Below are 26162 nucleotides of genomic sequence, written 5' to 3'. Positions count from 1 at the left end.
GCGACGTTGTGAGGGCTAAACGGACATCGCAGACACGAGAGTCCACGCCCTAAACCGCCTGTCCCGCCTTCAACAGCGAACACCCCGTGATCTTGTAGCTGCCGTCGCTCTGCTGCTCCAGCGTATAAAGCGCGTCCCAAGCTTCGTTATTGGCATCGATGATGTCGACGTGCTGGCCGATCCAGTCGCCATCGACCTTGGTCTCGCCGAACTCAAAACTCTTGTGCCTATAGATCGGTGCGTAGGCATTCTCCACCATCGCCATGAAGATGTCGGCAGCCGGGAAGATCTTCTTGATCTCGGGTGCGGCATAGGAATAGGCGGCCGCGGCATCGTTGCGGGCAAAAGCCTGCTCCTGGGCGCGGATCACACTCTTGGCTGCTGCGATGTCGTCGGCCTGCGCGGCCGTAAAACTCAGGAGGAACGTGATCAGCAACACCGCAATGCGCATCACTGGCTCCGTATTATCGTTTTCGTTTCGCCGCCGGTTTCGTCGTCTTGACGGTCGCGCGCGGTGATGGTTTGGGCTGCACGCGAAGCCCGTCGACGAACACGTCGAGCAGCCTGAGCGCGGTCGATTGCCAGCCGGGCTGGTCGTGCATGTAGCACATGCCGAAGAATGCACGCAGCAGGTCCTCGGGACTGATGTCGGCCCGCATCTGGCCGGCTGCAACTGCGCGATCGAGCAGTGAGCCGATGGCTTTGGTCAGGCGCTCGAACGAAAAGGCATGCAGCTCGGAGCCGCTCTGCACCGCGAGCGCCAACGCTGCCGACATGCCTTTCTTGGTCGCGACGAATTCGACGTTGGAGCGCAACCAGCGCCGCAAGGCGTCGACCGGATCCTTGGCGCTTCTGAGTTGCTCGGCAAGCTCGCCGAGCTGCTCGACCTCGCGGCGATACACTGCCTCGAACAGCGCCTCGCGCGTCGGAAAATGACGATAGAGCGTGCCGATGCCGACACCGGCGCGTTTTGCAACGGCTTCCAGGCTCGCCTCCGGCCCGCCCGCGCTGAACACGGCTTTCGCGGCCTCCAGCACGCGCTCGCGATTGCGCACGGCGTCGGCGCGGGGTTTTCGGATGTTGTCGACCTGGTCGTCCATGCCGACCAATCTAGATCACGATCTGGTTAGATTGAACCCTTTGCGCGAGGCATCGCGTTGTTTGCGCACGGGGTTTTGACCAATTCCAAATATTTTTCGGCTGCTCTTGTTAAACGGAGGGTGCCTCCGTATCTTCGCTGACACGTCGGCTCGGATCATGTGCGAGCGGCGCGGTATCGACGGCGGCCACGGCGGTGGCGCGCTGAGCGATCACTGATGTCCATATCTGATCGGAGCCCTGTATGACCCACTCCATCAGCCTCACCGTGAACGGTGCGCGGCGCGATTTCCAACTCGACGATCCCAGAGTCACGCTGCTCGATCTCTTGCGTGAGCGTCTGCAACTGACCGGAACCAAGAAGGGATGCGACCGCGGCCAGTGCGGCGCCTGCACCATCCTGGTCGACGGCAAGCGGATCAACTCCTGTCTCGCGCTCGCCATCAGCCATGACGGCGCCGACATCCTCACTATCGAGGGCGTCGCGCGCGGCGACCAGCTTCATCCCGTGCAGGCCGCCTTCATCGCCTATGACGGCTTTCAATGCGGCTTCTGCACGCCCGGCCAGATCATGAGCGCGATCGGGATGATGCGGGAAGCGCAGGCGGGCGATGATCCCGAACGTATCAGGGAATGCATGAGCGGCAATCTCTGCCGCTGCGGCGCCTATGCCGGCATCGTCGATGCGGTGCTCGAGGTGCAGACCAGTGAAGCCAACCAGAGGCGCTCCGCATGAAGCCGTTCGACTACGTCAGGCCCGCGACCATCGCCGAGGCCGTCACTGCTGCCGCGCAGCCCGGCGCGAGCTATCTTGCCGCCGGCACCAATCTGCTCGACCTGATGAAGGGCGGCGTCAGCCGCCCGGATCGTCTGGTCGATGTCACGCATCTTCAGGGGCTCGATAAGATCGAGCACCTCGCCGACGGCAGCATGCGCATCGGAACGCTGGTGCGCAATGCCGATCTCGCGCATGACGCGGCCTTCGCAAAGGCCTGTCCGGCGATCGCCGAAGCGCTGCTGTCGGGCGCCTCCGCGCAGCTCCGCAATGCCGCGACCGTTGGCGGCAATCTCCTGCAACGGACGCGCTGTGCGTATTTCTATGACCCTTCCAGCCGCTGCAACCGGCGCGAGGCCGGCAGCGGCTGCGACGCGCGCGGCGGTGAGAACCGGCTGCATGCCGTGCTCGGCTGGAGCGAGAACTGCATCGCGACCCATCCCTCCGATTTCTGTGTGCCGTTGGTTGCGCTCGACGCCATCGTCGAGATCGAAGGCAAAAGCGGCCGGCGCGAGCTGCCGCTCGATGAACTGCATCGCCTGCCGGGTGCTGCGCCCGAGCGCGAGACCGCGCTCGAGCCGGGTGATCTGATCGTGGCGGTGCGCTTGCCGGCTACGGCGCGCGATTTCGCAGGCCATGCGCGCTATCTCAAGGTTCGCGAGCGCACGTCGTATGCTTTTGCCGTGGTGTCCGCCGCGGCAGCGCTAAGGATCGAGAATGGCAAGATCCGCGAGGCCCGGCTTGCGCTCGGCGGTGTCGCGGCAAAGCCCTGGCGTGCCCGCGCTGCGGAAGCGGTGCTGAAAGGTGCCGCGCCTGAGCCGTCCGTTTTCAGCGAAGCCGCGCAAGCCGCGCTCGCCGATGCAAAGCCGTCCGGCGACAACGCCTTCAAGCTCGAGCTCGCGCGCCGCATTGTCGTGCGCGCGCTGACCCTTGCCGCCGCCGGGACGCCCGCGCGCATTCCGGCGCTGCCGGCCTCTCCCTTTGCTTCCGGAGCCCTGCATGCCTGAGATCAGCCTCACCTCCGCACCCGCTCACATCCGCCACGGCTCGAACATGGGCCAGCCGCTGACCCGCCGTGACGGCGTTCTGAAGGTCAAGGGGCAGGCCGCCTACGCCGCGGACCACCATCCGCCGGGCATGCTGTTTGCCGTGATCGCAGTGTCGAGCATCGCGCGCGGCCGCGTGGCGGCACTGGATGTGGCGGCGGCCAAGGGCCACAAGGGCGTGGTCGACGTCATGACGTCGAAGCACAAGCCTGAGCTCGCGATCGACCCCGACATCAAGACCAACCCGTTCGTGTTCCGGATGGAGGTCCTGCAGAGCGACGAGATCCGCTACGCCAATCAGCCGATCGCCGTCGTGATCGCCGAGACGCTGGAGGCGGCGACCGAAGGCGCGGCGCTGCTCGCGCCGCGTTATGACGCGCTTGCACCGCGGGTCGGTCTCGATGCCGGCGAAACCTTTGCGCCGCCCGTCGTCGGCGTCGGCAATCCTGCGCAAGTGCAGCATGGCGATATCGATGCCGGGCTCACTGCTGCCGCAAAGCGGATCGAAGCGACCTACGAGACGCCGCCGCAATATCACAACGCCATGGAGCCGCACGCGATCGTCGCTAGCTGGGACGGCGACACGCTCTCGATCGATACGCCGAGCCAGGCCATGGTGATGGCGCGCGCCCGCGTCGCCGAGCTGTTCGGCCTGGTGCCGGAAAAGATCAGGATTTGCAGCCCCTTCCTCGGCGGCGGTTTTGGTTCGAAAGGATTTTTGACGGGACCGCAGATCCTCGGCGTCATGGCGGCGAAGCTGGTCGGCAAGCCGGTGAAGCTCGTGCTGCGCCGTGAGCAAATGTATGGCCCGGTTGGCCATCGCGCGCCGACGCGGCAGCGCTTGCGGATGGGCATCGACGCGGAAGGGCGCTTCACCGCGATCGATCACCATGCGAAGACCGTGTCGAGCAGCTACGACGATTTCTACGAGCCCGCCGCGGACGCTTCGCATACGCTCTACGCGAGCCCCGCGATCAGGAGCTCGCACGAGGCGGCGCGCGTCGACACGGGCACGCCACTGTTCATGCGCGCGCCCGGTGAGGCAACCGGATCGATTGCGCTCGAAAGTGCGATCGACGAGATGGCGCTCGCCTGCGGCATGGACCCGCTGGCGTTTCGCCTGACAAACTATGCCGAGGTCGAGCCGACCACCGGCAAGCCATTTTCGTCCAAGGCACTGCGTGCCTGCTACGAGCAGGGCGCGGCGCGCTTCGGCTGGGCGAAGCGGCCGCTTGCGCCGCGGCAGATGCGTGATGATTCCGGCCTCCTTGTCGGCTGGGGCATGGGCACCGCGACCTTCCCGGCGCTGATGTTCCAGGCGGAGGCGCGCGCGGCGATCCGGCGCGATGGTACCGGCGTGATGGAGATCGGCGCGCATGACATGGGGCAGGGCGCCTGGACCGCGCTTGCCCAGATCGCCGCCGATGGCCTTGGCCTCGACGTCGATCGCGTCGCGTTTCGCTCCGGCACCTCGGACCTGCCCGATGGCGGCATTGCCGGCGGCTCGGCTCACACCGCGACCGCGGGCAATGCGATCCACAACGCCGGCGCTGCGGTGATCGCCAAGCTCGCTGATCTAGCGACCCGCGACGAGCGTTCGCCGCTGTTCGGCGCCGGCAATGCCGGCGTGGTTGCGCGCGACGGAAAGCTGTTCCGGCGCGACGACGAGAGCCGTGGCGAAAGCTATGCCGATATCCTCGCGCGGGCCGGCCTAGCCGAGATCGATGCGCGCGGCACCGGCGCACCGAACCCGACGGCGCAAACCGACTATGCCATGCATGCGCATGGCGCCGTGTTTGCCGAGGTGAAGGTCGATCCCGAGCTCGGCCAGATCCGGGTCTCGCGCATGGTCGGCGCATTCGCCGCGGGCCGCATCATCAATCCGCATCTGGTGCGCAGCCAGCTCCTCGGCGGCATGATCTGGGGCCTGTCCTTTGCGCTGCACGAGGAAGCCATCACCGACCGGCGAACGGGGCGGATCATGAATGCTGATCTCGGCGAGTACCACATCCCCGTGAATGCCGACGTGCCGCCGATGGACGTGCTGACGGTCGAGGAGCACGATCCGCACGTCAACTCGCTCGGCATCAAGGGCGTCGGCGAGATCGGCATCACCGGCAGCGCCGGCGCGGTGGCGAATGCCGTTTGGCATGCGACGGGCGTGCGCGTGCGCCGTTTCCCGATCCGGATCGAGGAGCTGCTGACGCCGCTCTAGAGCCGTTTCCGTTCCGATTGAATCGGAACGGAGCTCTAGATTCTTGTTTTGACGCGTTTTCTTCATGCGAACCGGTGTCCACTTCGCTGGAAAACGCTCCGAGGCGGCGGGCGGGCAGGAATAGTTTCGGCCCGCTCAACGGATCTCGCCCGGCATATTGTCGATGTCTGGGGAGGACAGGGCAGGAAACAGCCGTGCGGTCGAGGAGATGTCGAGCCGCCGCTTGCATTTCTGTTCGTCGGTGTCGTTCGCTCCGGTGCGCTTTCTTGCAAAATCGTCGTCGAGCCGGTTGACGATCAGCATGGCGTGGTCGCGCTCCAGCGTGTCCGGATTTTTGCGCTTCTCATCCGACCGGAATGTCCCGTCACTGACGGCGCCGCTCATCTCATAGTCGCAGCCGGCTTTCCAGTCGCCCTGGTCCCATTTCCAGCCTTTGGCCTTCAACTGGCCGTCTTTGTCGACGGTGACCTTGATGACCGCATTGTAGGCGAGCCAGACGCCGGCAAGACCCGTGCGCTTGTCGTCAAAGCCTTCGAGCAGCGCGATCCGCTCGCGTTGCAGGGCGTCGACATGATCGCGCGCGTTCGCCGTGAAATGCATCTCCGAGGTCTGCTTCTCCCAGGCGGGGTGCAGGAATTCAGGATATTCTTCGGCCTGGGCGTGCACCCAATTGCGCTGGTCGTCCGTCAGTGCATGCCGTGTCGCGTCGTCGAGCCGCGGCAGCAACGCCTTCCAGGCCCGGTTCAGTCGCTGGTCGTTCTCGGCGAGATCCGGATCGGAGCAGATCTCCTCCTCCGTCGCGGTGTCCGGGCGCGTGCAGTCGAACGTCGGGACGACGAATGACGTATCGATCTTGTCTGTCGTGCCTGATTTGCCACTCGCGAAATAAGTGCCGGTAATCTGCCAGAGGCTGCCGTCGCCATTCACCGCGCCGCACAGCACGATTCCCGTGGGCACGCTGCTGCTGGCGCGGAGATAGTCGTCAATCGCCTGGCAGGTGGCCGGGGCAAGCGAAACCATCGCGGCGAAGAGGGCGAAACGGAAGGGCGCGGGCATGGGGTGCGGCTCTTGGGTCCAAAGGGGATCATACCTGTCCCGTTGGTCGCCAGCCTTGTGTGACGGGTTCAGCCTCAGAACGTCGGCGGCGTGCAGGCCGAGATCACCTCGCACGGCTTGCCGCCTACGCAGCGGAAGCGGTGCGGCCTGCGGCTTTCGAAATAATAGGCATCGCCGGGATTGAGGATGCGCCGCTCGTCCTCGACGGTGACCTCGAGCTTGCCGGAGATCACCACGCCGCCCTCCTCGCCGTCATGCACGAGCGGCACGCGGCCGGTGTCGCTGCCGGGCTCGTAGCGTTCTTTCAGGATCTGCAAGCTCCGGCCGAACAGATTGTCGCCTACCTGGCGGTAGGAGATCGGCTTCTTGCCGACCTCGGTCAGCTCCTCCGTGCGGTAGAAGATCTTGCGCCGCTTTTCCGGCTCCAGCGCGAAGAACTCGGCGAGCCCCATCGGAATGCCGTCGAGGATGCGCTTGAGCGCGCCGACGGAGGGGTTCATCTGGTTGGATTCGATCAGCGAGATCGTCGAGTTGGTGACGCCGGAGCGTTTGGCGAGCTCGCGCTGCGACAGCTTGTGGCGGGCCCGGATGAATCGCAGCCGTCCACCGATGTCGACGCTCATGGTGCAAATCCCTGTTGCAGGTGTTGCGGATCGCGCAAATATGGACCGGCAGCCCCAGCTAGATCAATGGGTTGCTGGCGCACAGAAAAGGACTTGTTGCGCTTTTAAAGCCGTGGCTCTGCTAGAGGGTCAGCAGAGGAGCGGCCCGTGACCCTTCACCAGATTCCGAACACCATCAAGACCGATTCGCACTGGATGCCGTTCACGGCCAACCGGCAGTTCAAGAAGGCGCCGCGCCTGTTCTCCTCGGCTGAGGGCATGCATTACACCAGCGTCGACGGCCGCAAGGTGATCGACGGTTCGGCGGGCCTGTGGTGCGTCAACGCCGGCCACGGCCGCAAGCAGATTGCGGCTGCGGTCGAGAAGCAGCTCATGACGCTCGACTTCGCGCCGTCATTCAATATGGGTCATCCGCTTTCGTTCGACTTCGCCGAGCGGCTCGCGGAGATCGCGCCTAAGGGCCTCGATCGTATCTTCTTCACCAATTCCGGCTCCGAGTCGGTCGACACTGCGCTCAAGATCGCGCTCGCCTATCATCGCGCTACCGGCCAGTCGAGCCGCACCCGTCTGATCGGTCGCGAGCGCGGCTATCACGGCGTCGGCTTCGGCGGCATGTCGGTCGGCGGCATGGTGGCGAACCGCCGCGCCTTTGCAACGCATCTGCCCGGCGTAGATCACATCCGCCACACCCATGATCTTGCCCGCAACGCCTTTGCCAAGGACCAGCCGGCGCATGGCGCCGAGCTCGCCGACGATCTCGAGCGCCTCGTCGCGCTGCACGGCGCCGAGACGATCGCCGCCGTGATCGTCGAGCCGGTGCCGGGCTCGACCGCGGTGCTGCCGCCGCCGGTAGGTTATCTCAAGCGCCTGCGCGAGATCTGCGACAAGCACGGCATTCTCCTGATCTTCGACGAGGTCATCACCGGCTTCGGTCGCCTCGGTACGCCGTTCGCCGCCAATTTCTTCGGCGTCACGCCGGACCTGATGACGACGGCCAAGGGCATCACCAACGGCACCGTGCCCTGCGGCGCCGTGTTCGCGAGCCGCAAGGTTCACGATGGTCTGATGATCGGCCCGGAGGGCCAGATCGAGCTGTTCCACGGCTACACCTATTCGGCACATCCTGTCGCCTGCGCCGCCGGCATCGCGACGCTCGACATCTACAAGGATGAGGGCCTGCTCACCCGCGGCGCTGACATCGCCGACTACTGGCGCGATGCGCTGCATTCGCTCAAAGGCCTGCCGAACGTCGTCGACATCCGCAATTGCGGCCTGATGGGCGCGGTCGAGGTCTCGCCCCGTGATGGTGCGGTTGGTGCGCGCGGCTATGACATCATGGTCGACTGCTTCAACACTGGCCTCTATCTGCGCATGAGCGGCGACTCCTTCGCGATGTCGCCGCCCCTGATCGTCGAGAAGAGCCACATCGACCAGATGGTCTCGATTCTCGGCGACGCCATCAAGCGCGTGGCCTGATAATTGCTCTCGCGGATCTCGACCCCTTGTTCTTGCTAGCGGCGCGACAAACGCCGCGGGAGTGGTGCGAAACGTGAAAGTCCTGATCCTCGGCAGCGGTGTCATCGGTGTCACCTCTGCCTACTACCTCGCGCGGGCCGGCCATGAGGTGACGGTCGTCGACCGTCAGGGCGAGCCGGCGCTCGAGACGTCCTTTGCCAATGCCGGCGAGGTCTCGCCCGGCTATTCCTCGCCCTGGGCCGGCCCCGGCGTGCCGGTGAAGGCGATCAAATGGCTCTTGATGAAGCACGGCCCTCTGGTGATCCGGCCGAAGATCGATCCCGTGATGTGGGTCTGGCTGCTCAAGATGCTGCGCAACTGCACGTCCGCGCGCTACGCCGTCAACAAGAGCCGGATGATCCCGATCGCGGAATATAGCCGCGATTGCCTGCGCGCTTTGCGCAAGGACATCGGCATTCAATATGACGAGCGCTCCAAGGGCACGCTCCAGCTCTTCCGCTACCAGGCGCAGCTCGACGGCACGGCTGAGGACATCGCCGTGCTGAAGCAGTATGGCGTGCCCTATGAAGTGCTCAATCGCGAGGGCTGCATCGCGGCCGAGCCGGCGCTCGCCGGCGTGAAGGAAAAGATCGTCGGCGGCCTGCGGCTGCCGGAGGACGAGACCGGCGACTGCCACATGTTCACGCAGGCGCTGGCCGCGGAGGCCGAAAAGCTCGGCGTCCGCTTCATGTTCAACACGTCCATCGACGGCATCGTCACGGACGCCTCGCGCGTCACCTGCGTTGCGACCGGCGCCGGCCTGTTGCAGGCGGATGCCTACGTCGTCGCGCTCGGGAGCTGGTCGTCGCGGCTCGTTGCTCCCCTCGGGATTTCGCTGCCGGTCTTTCCGGTGAAGGGCTATTCGATCACGGTGCCGATCAAGGACGCCTCCGGCGCGCCGGAATCGACCGTGATGGACGAGAGCTACAAGGTCGCGATCACGCGGCTGGGCAATCGCATTCGCGTCGGCGGCACCGCGGAAATCTCCGGCTATTCCGACAAGCTCTATGCCGCGCGCCGCGCCACGCTCGATCACTCGGTGACGGATCTCTTCCCGCGCGGTGGTGATCTCTCCAGGGCGACCTTCTGGAGCGGTCTGCGGCCAATGACTCCGGACGGCCCGCCCGTGATCGGCGCGACGCGCTATCCGAATCTTCATCTCAACACCGGCCACGGCACGCTTGGCTGGACCATGTCCTGTGGCTCCGGCCGCGTCCTCGCGGACATGCTCTCGGGCAAGAAGCCGGAGATCGACACCAGCGAGCTGACGGTGGATCGCTACGCGCACCGGTTTGGGTGATTTGCACTGTCATTCCGGGGCGCCTCGAAGAGGCGATCCCGGAATCTCGAGATTCCGGGTTCGATGCTTCGCATCGCCCCGGAATGACTCAGATTAACTCGCTCCCGTCACGCAGTTCACCCACAGCACGACTGCCTTCGCATCATCAGCCGGATTGGAAAACCGGTGCGGCCTGCGGCTCGCAAAGCGAAAACTGTCGCCCGTCTTCAGCGACCACGTCTCCGTGTCCACCGTGAGCATCATTTCGCCTTCGAGCACGAGGCCGGCCTCTTCGCCATCATGGGTGTAGAGTTCATCGCCGGTCGAGCCGCCGGGCTCGAGATGCACCAGGAACAGGTTGAGCCGGTTCTCGGCGCCTGCGGCGCTGAGGAGCTGTTTTGATATGCCGGTGCGCCAGAGCTTCAGCTCCGGCCGTTGCATTCCGCGCGTCACCACGGAATCGGATGCGCCGTCCGTGCTCGGACTCGCGCCGAACAGCGCGGCGATGCCGACGCCGAGCACGTCGGCAAGTGTCGCGAGCACGCGCAGCGATGGCGAGGACAGGCCGCGCTCAATCTGGCTGAGGAAGCCGATCGACAGCGACGTGCGCTCGGCGACCGTTTCGAGCGAGAGTTGCCGCGTGCGCCTGAGATCGCGGATGCGGCGTCCGACCGCGACGTCCATCGCCGGCTCGACCGGCTTGGCGGCCGGTTTGGCGACGGCCTTTGCCTTCTTCACCGCCTTGGCGGCGGCCGGTTTGCGCATTCTTTTGCCACCGCTCACGTCAAACCGCTTCCTTCATGTGCATGAAAACCGCTTGCATCGTCCGCGAAAGTGTGACCAAATTTTCATATTGGTGAAAATAAGCCGAAACGGCTCGACCCGCAATATCCGTCACAAGCGGGCGCGCCGTCATCGGCCGAACCCAACAGGGGGATTGCGATGAAGCGTTTCGTTCAAGCCGCGGTCGCGGCGCTCGCCCTTGCAGCCAGCGTGCCGGCATCCGCGCAGCAGGTGCTGAAGGTTGGCTCGACCCCGACTGGTATCCCCTTCACTTTCCTCGACACCAAGACCAACACCATCCAGGGCGTCATGGTCGATCTCATCACCGAGGTCGGCAAGGACGCCGGCCTCAACGTCCAGATCGAGCCGATGCAGTTCTCGGCGCTGATCCCCTCGCTGACCTCGAACAAGATCGACATCATTGCCGCCGCGATGTTCATCACCGCGCCGCGCAAGGAGGTGATCGATTTCTCCGATCCGATCTATACCTATGGCGAAGGTCTCGTGGTGCCGAAGAGCGATACCAAGGCCTATGCGTCGCAGGAAGATCTGAAGGGTGAGGTGGTCGGCGCCCAGGTCGGCACCGCCTTCGTCGATGCGCTGAACAAATCGGGCCTGTTCAGTGACGTGAAGGCCTATGACACCATTCCCGACATTTTGCGCGACGTGAACGCCGCCCGTCTCAAGGCCGGCTTCGCCGACTATCCGATCCTCGCCTACAACCTCAAGCAGGGCGGCTTCCCCGAGGTGCGCCTCGTTACGAGCTACAAGCCCGTGACCGTCGGCTCGGTCGGGATCGGCGTGCGCAAGACCGACACCGAGCTGCTCGGGAAGATCAACGCCTCGCTCGGCCGGCTGAAGGCCAACGGCACCGTGGACAAGATCCTGGACAAATGGGGCCTGAAGGGCTGACCGCCGATGCAGGGCTTTTGGCGCGACACCATTGAGTTCTTCCCGATCCTCCTGAACGGCGTCGCGCTTACGATCGTCGTTACCATCGGCTCGCTGATCCTGTCGACGCTGCTCGGGCTGGTCTGGGCCCTGATGCGGGTCTCCGGCATCGGCTTTCTGTCCGGCCTGAGCGCCAGCGTGATCAACGTGATCCGCGGCATCCCGATCATCGTGCTCTTGTTCTATCTCTACTTCGTGATGCCCGATCTCGGCGTCACGCTCACGGCTTTGCAGGCCGCGATCCTCGGCCTCGGCATCGCCTATTCGGCCTATCAGGCGGAAAACTTCCGCGCCGGCATCGAGGCGATCGACAAGGGGCAGATCGAGGCGGCGCAGACCATCGGCATGGGCTGGTGGCTCACCATGCGCCGCGTGGTGCTGCCGCAGGCGGTGCGCATCGTGCTGCCGCCCTACGGCAACGTCATGATCATGATGCTGAAGGATTCGTCGCAGGCCTCAACCATCACGGTCGCCGAACTCGCGCTCCAGGGCAAGTTGATCGCGTCCTCGACCTTCAAGAACACCAGCGTGTTCACGCTCGTGGCGCTGATGTATCTCACCATGAGCATCCCGCTGATCCTGCTCGTCCGTCATTTCGAGAAGCGGGCCGGCAAGCGATGATAGAGCTCGACGACGTCCACAAGAGCTTTGGCAAGGTCGAGGTGCTCAAGGGCATCACGGCGTCCGTCGAGAAGGGCGAGGTGGTCTGCATCATCGGCCCGTCCGGCTCCGGCAAGTCGACCATCCTGCGCTGTATCAACGGGCTCGAAAGCTACGACCGCGGCGACATCAGCGTCGAGGGCACGCGCGTCGATCGCAATGCATCGTCGATCGTCTCGATCCGCACACAGGTGTCGATGGTGTTCCAGCGCTTCAACCTGTTCCCGCATCGCACGGCGCTGGAGAACGTCGTTGAAGGACCACTCTATGTGAAGAAAGAGCCGCGCGCCGCGGCGCTGGAGCGTGGCCGCGCGCTGCTCGCACAGGTGGGGCTGGCCGAAAAGGCCGACATGCATCCGCCGCAGCTCTCCGGTGGCCAGCAGCAGCGCGTCGCGATCGCGCGCGCGCTCGCGATGCAGCCCAAGGCGATCCTGTTCGACGAGCCGACCTCGGCGCTCGATCCCGAGCTCGTCGGCGAGGTGCTTTCCGTGATGCGCAAGCTCGCCGATGACGGCATGACGATGGTCGTCGTCACCCACGAGATGGGCTTTGCCCGCGACGTCGCGGACCGTGTGCTGTTCATCGACGGCGGCGTCATCGTCGAGCAGGGGCCGGCGAAAACGGTGCTCAATCAACCGCAGCATGCGCGGACGCAGGATTTCCTGCGCCGCGTGCTGCATCCGCTCTGATCCGGTATCCGACATGACCGCGCCCGTGCGCCTGCCTCTGCCGCCCTCGCTCTATGCCGACACCGCCGTTGCGACAGTGGCCACGCCGCCGCTCGATGCGGACAAGAGTGTCTCTGTCGCGATCGTCGGCGGCGGCTACACCGGCCTGTCCACTGCGCTGCATCTGGCCGAGCAGGGTGTCGAGGCACTGGTGCTGGAGGCGCAGGAGCCGGGCTGGGGCGCGTCCGGTAACAATGGCGGCCACACCAATCCGGGGCTGAAGCTCGATCCCGATCAGATCGAGGCCGATTTCGGCGCCGATCTCGGCCGCCGCATGATCGAATTTTCCTACGGCACAACGAATTTTACCCACGACCTGATCCGTCGTTACCAGATTCCCTGCGAGGCGCGGCAGAACGGCACGCTGCGCGCGGCCTATAACGAAGCAAGCGCTGCGGCGATCGAAAGCACGGCAAAGCAGTGCATTCGCCGCGGCATGCCGGTGACGCTGCTTAATCGCGAGCAATTGCGCGAGATCACTGGCACCGATCGCTACCTGTGCGCGATGCTGGATGCACGCGGCGGCGATTTGCATCCGCTGAGCTACGCCCGTGGCCTGGCACGCGCCGCGATCTCGGCCGGTGCGAGTGTGCACGGCGAAACCCCGGCGCTCGCCTTGCGCCGCGAGGGCACGCATTGGCGCATCGAGACGCCGCGCGCGGTCGTGCGCGCCGAAAAGGTGCTGCTCGCCACCAACGGGTTTACGGATGATCTCTGGCCTTCGCTTCGCCGCACCATCGTGCCGGTGTTTTCGTCGATCGCTGCGACCGCGCCGCTGTCGGACGAGGTCGCCCGCTCGATCATGCCGACACGCTCCGTGCTCTACGAAAGCGGACACATCACGGTCTACTACCGCATCGATCAGCAGAACCGCCTGCTGATGGGCGGCCGCGGCCCGATGCGCTGGATCAGCTCGCCGTCCGATGTGACCTATCTCATGCGCTATGCCGAGCGGCTATGGCCGCAGCTCAGGGGCGTCGCCTGGACCCATGGCTGGAACAGCCGCCTTGCCATCACCAAGGATCATTATCCGCATGTGCACGAGCCGGCGGACGACATCCTGATCTCGCTCGGCTGCAACGGCCGCGGCGTGGCGCTCTCCACCGCAATGGGCGCGCAGCTCGCACGCCGCCTGATCGGTGGCAGGAGCGCGGAGATCGACATGCCCATCACCGGCATCAAGCCGATCCCGCTGCATGCGTTCTGGCCGGTCGGGGTGACGAGCGCAGTGATTGCCGGTCGCGTGCGGGACAGGTTGGGGATCTAGAAAAGCGCCGCCCGATGTCGAGCGGCGCCTGGCAGGTTGTCTGCGATTTCAGCAGCGGCCCTGCTTCCACAGGCCGGGCGGGCAGCCCATGCCGCGCCAGCCGACTTTGCGCCCGTGATACCAGCCCGGCGGCGTGCCATGGTGATGTCCATGGAATCCGCCGTGGCCGTGTCCATGGCCATGACCGCCTTTGGCGGATGCCGCGTTTGGCATGGCGAAGCCAGCCGCGATGATCAATGTTGCGGCGAGCGCAAGCTTCCTCATTAGAATGGTCTCCTCTTGGACGTACGCTTCTGTCCGTTCGATGAACTGACATCGGACTGGAAGTCGCCTGCAAATGTGGAGGAGTCGTGACGCTCAGCTCTCTGCTACCGCATCGGCCCAGGGCTGGAAGATATCGACCGCGCCGGAGTTGGTGTCGCCCTCGCGCATCACCATGCTCGGGCAGGCGAACTTCATCGGCACGGACTGCACCTGCGTCTCCTCATAGTCGAAGCGCGCCGCGAGCGCCCTGCGTGCGTCCGCGGGCAACCGGCGGTCGCCGGTCACGACGGCGCCTTCGCTGGCGTCGATGCGCGGCTGGTGGATTGCGGCATCGAGGTCCATGCCATAGTCCATCGCGAAGGAGAGGAGCTGCGTCACTGCGGGCAGGATGCGGCGGCCACCGGAGGCGCCGACTGCGAGGCGCTTGCCGTCTCTGGTTTCTGCGATAACCGGCGTGATGTTGGTGAGGCAGCGTTTGCCGGGCGCCAGCGAGTTGGTCGTGCCGGGTGTCGGATCAAACCACATGATGCCGTTGTTCATGGGAATGCCGGAATGCGGCGTCACGTATTTCGAGCCGAAGGTCGACAGCAGCGTCTGCGTCACCGCGGCCATGTTGCCGTGGCGGTCAACCACGGAGAAATGCGTGGTGCAGCCGGGCGCGAGATATTCGGCGCCGAGCGACCGGTTGCCGTCGGCATCGCCCATGTCCCTGAGACGCTCGCGATAGGCCGCTTGCAGGGCAGCGGCGTATTCAGCGTAGGCCGTTGCATCGGGCGCGCCGTCCGGCCTCAGGTTCTGCTGCAAGAGGCGCAGCGTATGCGCAAGCGTAGGGCCGGCGGTGAGCTCGGGCGTCGCAAACACCTTGCCGCCGCGATAGGGAATTTTCAGCGGCTCGCGAAGATGCGCACGGAAGGCGGCGAGGTCCTCGACCGAGAGGGCGCCGCCGTCGGCCCGGATGTCGGAGGCGATGCTTTTGGCGAGATCGCCCTGATAGAAATCGCGTGGGCCGGCCGCGGCGAGGTGCGCCAGCGTTGCCTGCAATTTCCGCTGCGGCAGCCGCATCTCTGCCTTGATGCCCCACGGTGCATTCGGCGGCAGGCCGTCGACAAGATACGCCTCGGCGCTGGCGGGATAGCGCCGCAGGTCGAGCGCGCTGCTCGCGATCATAAGCGTCGTCCACCAGTCGACGAGCAGGCCTTCGCCGGCGAGTTTCGCGCTTGGTGCGAGAAGGTCCTTCCAGGGCAGTTTGGCGTGGCGGCGATGAGCTTCCTCCATGCCGGCAACGACGCCGGGCACAGCGATCGCGCCGGGGCCGTGGATATTGCGGTCGTCCTTCACTCGCGCCCAGGGGAAGAGATCGGAGGCAGCCCCCTGGCCCGTGATCGGATAATCCTCGACCCGCAGGCTTTGCGGCGCACGCATGTTGTAGTCGATCACTTCGTAACGGTCTTCGCTCGCGCGGTAGAGCACCATGATGCCGCCGCCGCCGATGCCGCTCATCCAGGGCTCCAGCACGTTGAGCGCGAAGGTTGTAGCGACCACCGCGTCAACGCAGTCACCGCCCGCGGCCAGCACCTCCGCCCCGATCTCGGCCGCCCGGCGCGACTGCGCCGCGACGATGCCGCCCTTGGCGTGGCGGGCGGGTTTGCGGGGCTGCTGGGCATAGCTGAACTGGTGAGACATGGGCCGATCTTGTTGCGTGGGATGGAATTGCGCCGGAGTGGCACGGGAGCCAACAATGGCAGATCGCGGCCGACGATCCAGACCGAAGCGCAACATGGCAGGTGTGAAGCAGGCGCGGGATCGTCCTTGTTCATTCTCCCCTTGCGGGAGAAGGTGGCGCGAAGCGCCGGATGAGAGGTTGTATCCGCGAACACAACCATCAGAGCGACTCGCGGAGAGAGACCCTTCACCTGTCTCGCAAGGGGAGAGGGGACGCCAGCGCGCTATCCCCCAATCCTCGCAAACACCTCCTCGAGCGGCACCGGGGGCTCGACGTTGAACGTCTCATCCAGCACCAGCCCCAGCTCGTCGGCGCTGTCGATCGTGCGCTCGCCTTTCACCTCGCCGTCGCGTCCTTCGATGGTCAGCCGGCGGTTGGCCAGCTTGTAGCGCGTATCGGCTGCGACGCGCTCCATGATCAGGGTGCTGGTGAAGGGTGGGATGGAGCTCGTCGAGGTGAAATAGTTGCCGAGCTCGTAGTCGGATTGAAGCTGCGGGACCTGGTCGAAGACGTACATGGTCCGCCAACCGCTGGGCTGTTTCGCGCTGATTGAGAACAGGCCATTGGTCTCGTCGATCCGATAAGTTCCCATCGCGGTGCGCTGCTCGATCTCCGTCCGGAACTGCAAGGGGCTATCCATCACGCAGGCGCCGAATCCGACATCGGCGATGTAGAGACCCTCGGGCAGGTCGACCTTGAGCAGCATATGGACCTTCGGCCCGAGCGGGCTGTCGGGTGCGGCCATCCACCGCACGCGCGCGCCAAGGCCCGTCACGGTGAAGCCGATGCGCTCGAGCGCCGCCGTGAACAGCGCGTTCTGCTCGAAGCAATAACCACCGCGCCGGGAGTCGACGAGCTTGGCCTGCACGGACGGCAGATCGAGGTGGACCGGCCGGCGCAACAGCGGATTGAGCCCCTCGAACGGGATCGCGTCGACGTGAGCGCTGTGAAGCGCGGTGAGCGTGGCCAGATCCGGCTTCACCGCCGCGCCATGACCGATGCGCGTCAGGTAGTTGTCCAAATGGAATTCATTCGGCATGAAATGGCCCCTGCTGCCTGAAAGGGCGGCAAGGTAGACAAGGCTGTTCCCTGATGAAAGGCTTAAATCGGCGTCGTGGTGATGGGGAGGATTGTGCGTTTCGGCCCGGCGAGGTCGCGCTCAGAGCCGGCCATCCCTGCGGCGGTTGCCGTGCTTGGCGTGCCATTTCGGCCCCGGGCCGCGCATGTAGTGCAGCTCGGGGCGGTAGGGATTGCCCGCGAGCTTCACCAGCGTCTGCCATCGCGTGGCGATCGCGGAGACGTGGTGGCGAAGCAGCGTGAGCGAAGCGATCAGCATGGCAATGTCCTCAGTGCGGCTTGCCGAGCACGGAGCTGAACGGCACGTCGAAGATCTCCTCGCCGTCGTCGTCGCTGACGTGCAGGATCCAGTCGCGCCAGTCTTCGTCGCCGGGCACCATGATCATCGAGTGCATGATTTGCGCGGCACGGTCGCGGGCCTCGGTCAGGTTCGACACGGCGGTGCCGTGCCGGTCGATCAACATGCCGTCAGTATTCGAACAATGAAAATAAACTTGGACCATAGCCGTCTCCTCCAGGGAGCGAATCGGACGCAATCAACCCATAACACTCTGACGTTGTCGGAAATATTCGGGTTCAACCCGGTAAGGGAATTTACGGATGTTCCGATTCACGGGACGGTGAGCGCGTTACTGATTCTTAACCTTCGGCTGGACGGCGCGGCGGAGGCATGGAACTCTCGATTTTGCCGGGGGCGAGGGGAGGGGGAAACTTGCAATTCACCAGAGAAACCTGGGGCCGGCCGGGGACGTTCGCATGCATTCTGCTGGCCGCGGGGCTTGGCCTTGCGCCGCCGGCGTCGTCCGACCCGATCCGGAGAAGCGGCTATGCGATCGGCACGGATACCTGCGGCAGCGGCGATCTCGCCTTCCCGAGGCTCAAGATCGACCTCCGCCAAGGGTTTTGCGCAGGTCTCGTCGCCAGCGAAGAGGATCATCTCAAATTCCCGCGATCGATCATCCAGATTCCCGGCCACGAGCTGTTCGTGGTGACCGACATGGGCGGCTGGGGCCACACCGATGGCCGGCTGCTGCTGCTCGATCCCCGTGCAGCCGAGGGCAAGCGGATCAAGGAGCTGCTCACGGGGATCGAATATCCCTTTGGTCTGGTGATAGGTCCCGACAAAAAACTCTATGCGTCCACCGACGAGACGATTTTCCGCGTCGATCCGCTTGCCGACAATCCGCACAGCACGGTCGAGACCATCCTTCATCATCTGCCGGGCCGCCGGCTCACCTTGCCTGACGGCACCAAGGTCGAGGAGAGCGCGCATCCGCTCAAGCAGTTCGCGTTCGACCGCACCGGGCGGCTGTTCGTCAATGTCGGCTCGCATAGCGATGACTGCATCACCCAGCCGCCGATCACGCGGCCATGCGCGCCGGCGGAAGGCGCCTCGGCGCTCGCCGCGATCTGGATGTTCACGCCGCCTTCAGGCGGCGTCTTCCCTGCATTGAAGCCCAGCGATCCCAATCCGCCGCACGAGGTCTATGCGCGCGGCCTGCGCAACTCGATGGCGCTGGCGCTGCACCGGCAATTTCCCGATCCCGGCTACGCCTTCCTGCAGGGCGAGAACGGCCGCGACCTGCCCGACATCTTCAAGCCGAACGAGGAGATCAACGCGATCGAGCAGGGCAAGCACTACGGCTGGCCCTATTGCTACGACCTCTCGACGGCGAGTCCGGAATTCAGGCTGGTGCTTCAATCGGGGCCTTACAAGAACCTCTGCGCCGGCAATGCCCTCTACAAGCAGCCGTTTTCGCTGCTGCCCCCGCACGGCGCGCCGCTCGGCATGCTCTACTATCACGGCGCAAAATTTCCGGAGCTGGAGGGCAAGCTGCTGATCGCCCTCCACGGCTATCGCCCGACCGGCAGCCGCCTCCTGGTCTACGATGTCGACGATCACGGCTTCCCCAAAATCAGTCCGCCGCCGGTCCGCTACCATGTAAGCTGCGCCGCCGAGCCGACGCGCAGCTTCCAGACCGACGCGGGCGAGGTCGCCGCGGCGCCTTTCGAGGAACTGGTCTCCGGCTGGCACCGCGTGAACGGCGCGCGGCCGCAGGGCGCGCCCGTCGGCATCACCGTTGCGGAGGATGGCGCGATCTGGCTGGTGGAGGACAAGAACCAGACCGTGATCCGGATCGATCGCACTGATGGCACTGGTCCGGAGCCGCTCCCCTGCGACATGCGAAGCCCTGCGCAGATCGACCAGCTCGCCGCCTTCGTTGCCAAGGACGCACAGAACAGGGACCGGCTCTCTGCACTGCGCAAGGGGGTCGTGGAGAAGCACTGCGTCGGCTGCCATTCTGATTTCGGACTGAAGCAGGGCCAGTCCGAAACCGAGAAGGACCAGACCGTGCTGCGCTTCATGCTGACACAGGACGGCTGGATCTATCCCGGTGATCCCGGGTCCGGAAAGCTGCGCACGCGCCTGCGCGGGATCGGCGCCGAGAAGCTGATGCCGCCGGGCGGCGAAGCGCTGGCGAAGACCGAGCCCGGCTACGCCCGCTTGCTCGACTATGCGGACTCGCTGGTTGCAAACACGGTTCCGGGAACACGCATGCGCATCAAGCCCGGCCCGCCGACGCGCAAATTCGTCGCGCGCAGCGGCAAGGAATGCGGCGAAATCCCGGCCGCCAAGGTCGTCGTCGTGACACAAAGGACCGCTGTAGACAAAGCCGGCTTCAGCCGGTTCTACCGGCCGGCCGATCCCTATCTCAACGGCGAATGCACCGACGACGATGGCTACTACATCCAGCAGAACGATCTGGTGCCTTTGCAGTAGCATTCTCATCATGTTGGCGACGCAGCCGGCCGGCGCGCAGACCAAGCTGTTCGAAAGCGCGCAGGTGACGCCGGCTGGCGAGTACACCTTCGGCATCGAAGGGCCGGCCGTCGATCTCGACGGCAACCTGTTCGTGGTCAATCTCGGCAAGCCCGGCACGATCGGCAGGTTGCCGGCGGGAGGTGCGGCCTCCGAGACTTTTGCGGAGCTTCCGCAAGGCAGCGTCGGCAACTCCATCCGCTTCGATCGCGACGGCACCATGTTCGTCGCCGACTACAAGGGCCACAACATCTTTGCGCTTCCCAAGGGCAATGCGGAGCCGCGACTCTGGTTTCACTCCGACGAGATGAAGCAGCCCAATGACATGACGATGGCGCGCGACGGCACCATCTATGCGAGCGATCCGAACTGGAAGGGGCGCGAGGGCCACGTCTGGCGCATCGCCAAGGCCGCTGGCGGATCGGTGCAGGGCCAGGTCATGACGGCGCCGCGCGCGATGGGCACCACCAACGGCATCGATCTCAGCCCCGACGGCAAGACGCTTTATGTCGGCGAATCCAACAGCGGCGAGATCTGGTCTTACACCATCCACGGCACAGAGCTCACTGACGCCAAGCTGATCAAGACGTTCCAGCCCGACACCATCGACGGTCTGCGCACCGACGTCAGCGGCAGGCTCTATGTTGCGCGCATTCTCAAGGGTACGATCGCGGTCATGAAGCCCAATGGCGCGATCCAGCGCGAGGTCGCCCTGAAAGGCAAGGAGCCGACTAACCTCGCGTTCGGCGGCGACGACGGCAAGACCGTCTTCGTTACGCAGCGCCAAGGCGGCTTCATCGAGGCCTTCCGCACCGATCAGCAGGGCCGCGAGCATTGCCTGCAACGCGGTCGTTGCTGAGCCGCGATCCGCGCTCCACGTAGGGCACGCAAGATGCGGCACTGTTCTTGCTTGCATCGTAGCGCCGCCGGGATCAAGACGTCATCCGATCCCAAGGCAATGGAGCCGCCCACGTGAAAGCCGTCTATACCGAACTGCATCGCAGCCACGATCCGCAATTCTTCCTGGTGCGCGGGGTCGTCAAGCGCACGACCGAGCAGCCCGAGCGCGCGGACCGGCTGCTCAGGGGTTTGAAGGACGGCAAGCATCAACTGGTCGAGCCGACCACATTCGGGCAGGGACCGCGGGCTCGGATTCACAGTCCGGAATATCTTGCTTTTCTCTCTGAGGCCTGGGACGCCTGGAGCGCGCTCGGCGATTCCGGACCGGAGATGATCGGCAACATCCATCCCGTGCGCCATGCCGCGACCTATCCGACGCATATCGTCGGCAAGCTAGGCTGGCACACCGCCGATACCGCCGCGCCGATCGGGCCTGGCACCTGGGCGGCGGCCTGCGCGGCGACGGATGTTGCGACCACCGCGGCGCAGCTCGTGATGGACGGAGATGATGCGACCTACGCGCTCTGCCGTCCGCCCGGCCATCACGCCTATCGCGACATGGCCGGCGGCTTCTGCTTCCTCAACAACAGCGCCGTCGCGGCCGCGCATCTGCGGCTCAGGCATGAGCGCGTCGTGATCCTCGACGTCGACGTGCATCACGGCAACGGCACGCAAGGCATCTTCTATGCGCGGCCCGACGTCTACACCATCTCGATCCATGCCGATCCGGTCGCGTACTATCCGTTCGTGTGGGGCTATGCGCATGAGCGCGGCGAGGGCGAGGGGCTTGGCACCAATCTCAACATCCCGCTGCCGATCGGCACGGGCGATGACGGTTACATGCAGGCGCTCGCGCACGCCAGGACCGCGATCGAAGCATTCGCGCCCGGCGCGCTCGTCGTGGCGCTTGGTCTGGACGCCTCCGAGCACGATCCGCTGAGAGGGCTTGCCGTCACCACGCCCGGCTTCCGCCGCATCGGCCAGGCGATCGCGCGCATGGGACTGCCGACCGTGTTCGTGCAGGAGGGCGGTTATCTCTCCGATATCCTCGGCGCGAACCTGACGTCGGTGCTGGCGGGCTTTCAAGAGGTGCGGTGATCCGGCGTCGCCTCTCCCGCGCGTGGGGAGAGGCCGGATTTTGCGAGAGCAGAGTCCGAGTGAGTGACGCCGTGCCTTTTCGATCCAGTTGAGCTATTATTCAAAAAACTGTGAAACGCGTCCGGTCCGAGATGGAGTTTTGGCTCTCAAACTTTGTGGTTGAGGGCATATTCTCCTGGATGGAGTGTGCAGTCGAACGGAAGCAGCATGCTGGAGCCGGGCGCGGCGACGGAAACGGATTTGAAAGGCTGGCTTGAGGGCGCGGGGCTCGGCCAATACACCGAACTTTTTACACAGCATCGCCTCGGCCTCGACGTCATGCCCGACCTGACCGAGGCCGATCTCGCAGAACTCGGCCTGCCGCTCGGTGATCGCAAGCGGCTGCGCCGGGCGATGGCGACGCTGCTTTCGCCCGAACCGGCCCAGCCGCCACCCGCCCCGCAGACTACGGCGCGCGCGGAGGTCGGCGCCGAGCGGCGGCAGCTCACCACCATGTTCTGCGACATGGTGGATTCGACCCCGCTCTCGACCCAGTTCGACCCCGAAGACGTGCGCGACATGATCGCGAGCTTTCGCGAGACCTGCGTCCGCGTGGTCAAGCATTATGAGGGTTTTGCTGCCCGCTTCGTCGGCGACGGCATCCTGGTCTATTTCGGCTATCCGACCGCGCATGAGGACGACGCCGAGCGCGCGGTGCGCGCCGGGCTCGAGATCGTGCGGGTGCTGTCGACGGCACGCGCGGTCGAGCCGCGCGGCGCGCCGAGCCATGCACCGGCGGTCCGCATCGGCATCGCCACCGGTCTTGTCGTGGTCGGCGATCTCGTCGGCCAGGGCACCGAGGAGCGCGATTCCGCGGTCGGCGAAACCGTCAATCTCGCCGCGCGGCTCCAGGGACTGGCGCCGCCGAACGGCGTGGTCATCTCCGCCTCCACCCAGTCGCTGCTGAAGGGCAAGTTCGACTACCGCAATCTCGGCCTCCAGGCGCTCAAGGGTCTTTCCGGGAAGGTCCAGGCCTGGCACGTGGTGCGGCCCTCGCGCGTAGAGACTCGCTTCGCCGCGGCCATGGGCACGCGGCTGACGCCGCGCGTCAATCGCGAGGAGGAGGTCTCGCTGCTGACGGGGCGCTGGCAGCAGGCGAGGCGGGGCGACGGACAGGTCGTGGTGCTGTTCGGCGAGCCCGGGATCGGCAAGTCCCGCATCGTCCAGGAGATATTCGCGGCCATCGCGGGTGAGCGGCACGGGCAGATCTCGTTGCAGTGCTCTCCGTACTACACCTCGACCGCGTTCTATCCGTTCAGCGCGCAGCTCAAATTCGCGCTCGGGCTCGATCGCGAGGATGCGAGCGCGATGTCGCTCTCCAATCTCGAGGCCGCCGTGGCGGCTACGGGAAACGACGTCGCGCAGGTGACCCCGCTGTTCGCTGCGCTGCTGTCGATCCCGACGGGCGACCGCTACCCGCCGCTCGACCTGTCGCCGCAGCAGCAGAAGGACGCGACGGTGTCGGCCATCGTCAACCATCTGCTCGGGCTTGCGCGCGAGCAGCCGCTGGTGATTGCCTTCGAGGACCTGCACTGGATCGATCCGACCTCGCGCGAGGTCATCGATCTCCTGGTCGACAAGGTGCAGGGCCAGCCGATCCTCGTCGTCATCACCGCGCGGTCGGAGTTTCAGCCGAGCTGGAATGCGCATTCGCACATCACGACGCTGGTCTTGAACCGGTTGAGCCGGCAATTGCGCACGACTCTGGTCGAGCGCGTTGCCGGGCGGGAGCTGCCCAAGGAGGTCGTCGAGGAGATCATCGTCAAGACCGACGGGGTGCCGCTGTTCCTGGAGGAATTGACCAAGACCGTCCTCGAATCCAACCTCTTGACCGAACGGCACGGCCGCTACGTGCTGTCCGGCGAGTGGCGGCAGCTCGCGATCCCGGCGACGCTGACGGACTCGCTGATGGCGCGCCTCGACCGCATGGGCCCGTTCAAGAAGATCGCGCAGATCGGCGCCACCATCGGCCGCGAGTTCTCCTACGAGACGCTTCACGCCGTCGCCAACACGCCCGCCGACCAGATCGAGGCGGCTCTCGATCATCTGGAGGAGGCCGGCCTGATCGTGCGCGGCGGCCATCCGCCGGATGCGCTCTACGCGTTCAAGCACGTGATGATCCAGAACGCGGCACATGCCAGCCTGTTGCACAGCGAGCGGCGCAAGCTGCATTCGCGGATCGCCCAGGTGCTCGCCGAGATGTATCCGGAGAAGACGGCGCGCGAGCCCGAGCTTCTCGCACATCATCTGACCGAATCCGGCCAGAGCGAAGGCGCCGCGAGCTTCTGGCTCAAGGCCGGCAAGCAGGCCGCGAAGACCGGCGGCAATCTGGAGGCGATCGGGCACTTGCGTCGGGGTTTGAGCGTCGTCCAGGCCAATGCCCGTATGCAGGGCGCGGGCGAAATGGAGCTCGAGCTGCGAATTGCGCTGGGCAACGCGTTGATCGCCGCCAAGGGCTATGCGGTGCATGAGGTCGAGGAAAACTATATCCGCGCCCTCGAACTCGGCCATGAGCTCGACGACGAGGAGAAGACGTTCGCGGCGACGCGCGGGCTCTGGGTCTGCCATTTCATCCGCGCGGATCTGACGCGCGCGCACGATCTCAGCGTCGAACTGTTGAAGTTTGCCAAGCGCGTGCGGCAGAGCGAGCGGGCGCGGCCCGCGCAGCAGACCGGCTATCTCATGGAGGCCCATCGCGCCATCGCGATGACCATGCTCTATCGCGGGCGTTTTTCGGCTGCCCAGCATCATCTGCACCGTTGCATCAATCTCTATAGCGCGGATCTGCACGCCGACCTGATGGTGCGGCACGGCACCGATCCCGGCGTCGTGTCGCTGTCCTATCTCGGCTATCTCCTGTGGTTCCTCGGCCGCTCCGATGCGGCACGCCAGCATAGCGAACAGGCGATCGCGAACGCCGAGAAGATCCGCCATCCCTTCACGCTTGCCTTCGCGCTGGTGTTCGGCGCCTATCTCTGCCAGCACCTGCGCGACGTCGAAGGCACCCGCGATCATGCCAACCGCGCGATGATCCTCGCCACCGAGCACAACTTCCTGCACTGGAAGCAGCAGGCTGCGATCCTGCGCGGCTGGGCGCTGACGCAGCTCGGCGACGTCGACGATGGATTGAGCCAGATGCGCGTCGGCCTCGACGAGTACGAGGCGATGGACTCCTGGCTCGCGGGCTGCTGGTTCAGATGCCTGTTGGCCGAGGCCTATGCGAAGGCCGGCTTCCGCGAGGCAGCCTTGCGCGCGCTCGATGGCGCACTCGCGACCGCACGGCGCACCGGCGATCACTCCTACCTCGCCGAAGTCTATCGGTTGCAGGGCGAGATCACGCTCGCCGAGGGCGGGCCGAGTTCGGCCCATGACGCCGAAGATCTCTATGAGCTCTCGCTCGACGTCGCCCGCAAGCAGGGTGCACAGTCCTGGGAGCTCAGGACAGCGATCAGCCTTGCGCGGCTCTGGCAGGACGCGGGCAAGGCCGGGCAGGCCGAACGGCTGCTCGGCCCCATCATCGGCAAGTTCAGCGAAGGCTTCCTGACGCCGGACCTGACGCAGGCGGCGCAACTGCTGAAGCAGCTCGGCAGGCAGCAGGTCGACGTGGAGCGGTAAGCGTCGCCCTTGGCTGGGAACGCGCCTCCGCGCTCGCGCTGCTAAAGCGGGATGGGGTTAGGTTGAATCGATTTGGGATTCCCAAATCAGGCTGTTTCTGATTCACCATGCTGGCTGGGCGGAGGCCAGCATGGATGGGCAAGCCTTATTCTCTGGATCTTCGCAAGCGTGTCGTGGCCGCGATCGAGGGCGGGATGTCCCGCAATCAGGCAGCCAAGCAGTTTGGGGTCGCGATCAGCACGGCAATTGGCTGGATGAAGCGGGTCGATGAGACCGGCAGCGTTGCTCCGGGCCAGATGGGCGGTCACAAGCCGAAGGCGGTTTCGGGAGACCACGCGGTCTGGCTGTCGCAACGGATCAAGGACGGCGATTTCACCATACGCGGGCTCGTTGCCGAGCTTGCCGGACGCGGTCTGAAGATCGACTACCACTCGGTGTGGGACTTCGTGCATGCCGAGAAGCTCAGCTTCAAAAAAAAGCGTGGCGGCTGGCGAACGCGATCGTCCCGAGGTCGCGCGGCGGCGAGCCCAGTGGGCAAAGTATCAAGGTCGCGTCGAAGCTGAGCGGCTGGTCTTTATCGACGAGACCTGGACCAGGACCGACATGGCTCCGCTGCGGGGATGGGCCCC

At 65.2% G+C, this 26162-nt stretch carries 23 protein-coding genes and 1 pseudogene; 14 read left to right on the top strand and 10 right to left on the bottom strand.

The window, feature by feature from the left end; genetic code table 11:
* Positions 1–49: 49 nt before the first annotated feature.
* Complete coding sequence (locus tag Q2941_RS31150; RefSeq protein ID WP_027526205.1) at positions 50–451, bottom strand: DUF4864 domain-containing protein; 402 nt, start codon at positions 449–451, stop codon at positions 50–52.
* A 13-nt stretch (positions 452–464) separates the two neighbouring features.
* Entirely contained in the window at positions 465–1100 is a 636-nt protein-coding gene (locus tag Q2941_RS31145; RefSeq protein ID WP_458194798.1) for a TetR/AcrR family transcriptional regulator, read from the bottom strand.
* A gap of 242 nt (positions 1101–1342) precedes the next feature.
* On the opposite strand from Q2941_RS31145, the gene Q2941_RS31140 reads away from it, so the two are divergent.
* Genes Q2941_RS31140 through Q2941_RS31130 form a run of 3 tightly spaced genes read left to right on the top strand, consistent with a single transcriptional unit; the run spans position 1343 to position 5134 of the window.
* Positions 1343–1834 carry a (2Fe-2S)-binding protein gene (locus Q2941_RS31140; RefSeq protein ID WP_458194797.1) on the top strand — a complete coding sequence of 164 codons (492 nt, stop codon included), beginning with the start codon at positions 1343–1345 and terminating at the stop codon, positions 1832–1834.
* Positions 1831–2880: an FAD binding domain-containing protein gene (locus Q2941_RS31135; protein ID WP_458194796.1), complete on the top strand. Its 1050-nt coding sequence runs from the start codon at positions 1831–1833 to the stop codon at positions 2878–2880. Before Q2941_RS31140 ends, Q2941_RS31135 begins: the two co-directional genes overlap by 4 nt.
* Positions 2873–5134 (top strand): xanthine dehydrogenase family protein molybdopterin-binding subunit, encoded by a 2262-nt coding sequence (locus Q2941_RS31130; RefSeq protein ID WP_458194795.1) that lies wholly within the window; start codon positions 2873–2875, stop codon positions 5132–5134. The genes Q2941_RS31135 and Q2941_RS31130 overlap by 8 nt, the downstream gene beginning before the upstream one ends.
* Positions 5135–5269: 135 nt before the next feature.
* Here the strand turns inward: Q2941_RS31130 and Q2941_RS31125 are convergent, their stop codons facing one another.
* Together Q2941_RS31125 and Q2941_RS31120 are read right to left on the bottom strand one after the other, a co-directional pair.
* Positions 5270–6190, bottom strand: a complete 921-nt coding sequence (locus Q2941_RS31125) for a lysozyme inhibitor LprI family protein (protein WP_458194793.1) — start codon at positions 6188–6190, stop codon at positions 5270–5272.
* Between the two features lie 74 nt (positions 6191–6264).
* The gene (locus Q2941_RS31120; protein WP_027526212.1) at positions 6265–6813 is read right to left on the bottom strand and encodes a cupin domain-containing protein; all 549 of its coding nucleotides are present in this window, start codon (positions 6811–6813) and stop codon (positions 6265–6267) included.
* Positions 6814–6960: 147 nt separating this feature from the next.
* Here Q2941_RS31120 and aptA point away from each other — a divergent pair, with 147 nt between their 5' ends.
* A complete protein-coding gene (gene aptA / locus Q2941_RS31115; RefSeq protein WP_035664066.1) occupies positions 6961–8289 on the top strand; it encodes an omega-aminotransferase AptA in 1329 nt (442 codons plus the stop codon).
* Between the two features lie 73 nt (positions 8290–8362).
* A complete protein-coding gene (locus tag Q2941_RS31110; RefSeq protein ID WP_458194792.1) occupies positions 8363–9628 on the top strand; it encodes a D-amino acid dehydrogenase in 1266 nt (421 codons plus the stop codon).
* A 93-nt stretch (positions 9629–9721) separates the two neighbouring features.
* Here Q2941_RS31110 and Q2941_RS31105 read toward each other — a convergent pair whose 3' ends face one another.
* On the bottom strand, positions 9722–10372 hold the full coding sequence (locus tag Q2941_RS31105; protein WP_027526215.1) for a helix-turn-helix domain-containing protein: 651 nt from the start codon (positions 10370–10372) through the stop codon (positions 9722–9724).
* A 177-nt stretch (positions 10373–10549) separates the two neighbouring features.
* Between Q2941_RS31105 and Q2941_RS31100 the strand changes: the two genes are divergently transcribed.
* From Q2941_RS31100 to Q2941_RS31085, 4 genes are read left to right on the top strand one after another with little or no spacing between them, the layout of a single operon-like run.
* The gene (locus Q2941_RS31100) at positions 10550–11302 is read left to right on the top strand and encodes an ABC transporter substrate-binding protein (protein ID WP_458194791.1); all 753 of its coding nucleotides are present in this window, start codon (positions 10550–10552) and stop codon (positions 11300–11302) included.
* Between the two features lie 6 nt (positions 11303–11308).
* Entirely contained in the window at positions 11309–11962 is a 654-nt protein-coding gene (locus Q2941_RS31095; RefSeq protein WP_027526217.1) for an amino acid ABC transporter permease, read from the top strand.
* A complete protein-coding gene (locus Q2941_RS31090; RefSeq protein ID WP_027526218.1) occupies positions 11959–12690 on the top strand; it encodes an amino acid ABC transporter ATP-binding protein in 732 nt (243 codons plus the stop codon). The genes Q2941_RS31095 and Q2941_RS31090 overlap by 4 nt, the downstream gene beginning before the upstream one ends.
* 13 nt (positions 12691–12703) lie before the next feature.
* Positions 12704–13996 (top strand): NAD(P)/FAD-dependent oxidoreductase, encoded by a 1293-nt coding sequence (locus Q2941_RS31085; protein WP_458194790.1) that lies wholly within the window; start codon positions 12704–12706, stop codon positions 13994–13996.
* Positions 13997–14044: 48 nt separating this feature from the next.
* Here Q2941_RS31085 and Q2941_RS31080 read toward each other — a convergent pair whose 3' ends face one another.
* From Q2941_RS31080 to Q2941_RS31060, 5 genes are all read right to left on the bottom strand, one after another.
* Positions 14045–14260: a hypothetical protein gene (locus tag Q2941_RS31080; protein WP_198031871.1), complete on the bottom strand. Its 216-nt coding sequence runs from the start codon at positions 14258–14260 to the stop codon at positions 14045–14047.
* Between the two features lie 93 nt (positions 14261–14353).
* Positions 14354–15943 (bottom strand): gamma-glutamyltransferase, encoded by a 1590-nt coding sequence (locus tag Q2941_RS31075; RefSeq protein WP_458194789.1) that lies wholly within the window; start codon positions 15941–15943, stop codon positions 14354–14356.
* A 263-nt stretch (positions 15944–16206) separates the two neighbouring features.
* The gene (locus tag Q2941_RS31070; protein WP_458194788.1) at positions 16207–17022 is read right to left on the bottom strand and encodes an arylamine N-acetyltransferase family protein; all 816 of its coding nucleotides are present in this window, start codon (positions 17020–17022) and stop codon (positions 16207–16209) included.
* A 120-nt stretch (positions 17023–17142) separates the two neighbouring features.
* Complete coding sequence (locus tag Q2941_RS31065) at positions 17143–17319, bottom strand: hypothetical protein (RefSeq protein ID WP_254108234.1); 177 nt, start codon at positions 17317–17319, stop codon at positions 17143–17145.
* Positions 17320–17329: 10 nt separating this feature from the next.
* A complete protein-coding gene (locus Q2941_RS31060; RefSeq protein ID WP_027526222.1) occupies positions 17330–17563 on the bottom strand; it encodes a DUF6894 family protein in 234 nt (77 codons plus the stop codon).
* A gap of 260 nt (positions 17564–17823) precedes the next feature.
* On the opposite strand from Q2941_RS31060, the gene Q2941_RS31055 reads away from it, so the two are divergent.
* From Q2941_RS31055 to Q2941_RS31035, 5 genes and pseudogenes are all read left to right on the top strand, one after another.
* On the top strand, positions 17824–19842 hold the full coding sequence (locus tag Q2941_RS31055; protein ID WP_458194812.1) for a PQQ-dependent sugar dehydrogenase: 2019 nt from the start codon (positions 17824–17826) through the stop codon (positions 19840–19842).
* Between the two features lie 10 nt (positions 19843–19852).
* Positions 19853–20740: an SMP-30/gluconolactonase/LRE family protein gene (locus Q2941_RS31050; protein ID WP_458194787.1), complete on the top strand. Its 888-nt coding sequence runs from the start codon at positions 19853–19855 to the stop codon at positions 20738–20740.
* Between the two features lie 113 nt (positions 20741–20853).
* Positions 20854–21879 carry a histone deacetylase family protein gene (locus Q2941_RS31045; protein ID WP_458194786.1) on the top strand — a complete coding sequence of 342 codons (1026 nt, stop codon included), beginning with the start codon at positions 20854–20856 and terminating at the stop codon, positions 21877–21879.
* 207 nt (positions 21880–22086) lie between these two features.
* Positions 22087–25533, top strand: coding sequence for an AAA family ATPase (locus Q2941_RS31040; RefSeq protein ID WP_458194785.1), 3447 nt, complete (start codon positions 22087–22089; stop codon positions 25531–25533).
* Between the two features lie 134 nt (positions 25534–25667).
* Positions 25668–26162: pseudogene (locus tag Q2941_RS31035) on the top strand (IS630 transposase-related protein); the annotation flags it as partial.

The sequence above is a fragment of the Bradyrhizobium sp. UFLA05-153 genome, from assembly GCF_054185185.1.
The sequence above is the reverse complement of the archived record's forward strand: the minus strand, read 5'-3'. Positions and strand labels throughout refer to the sequence as shown.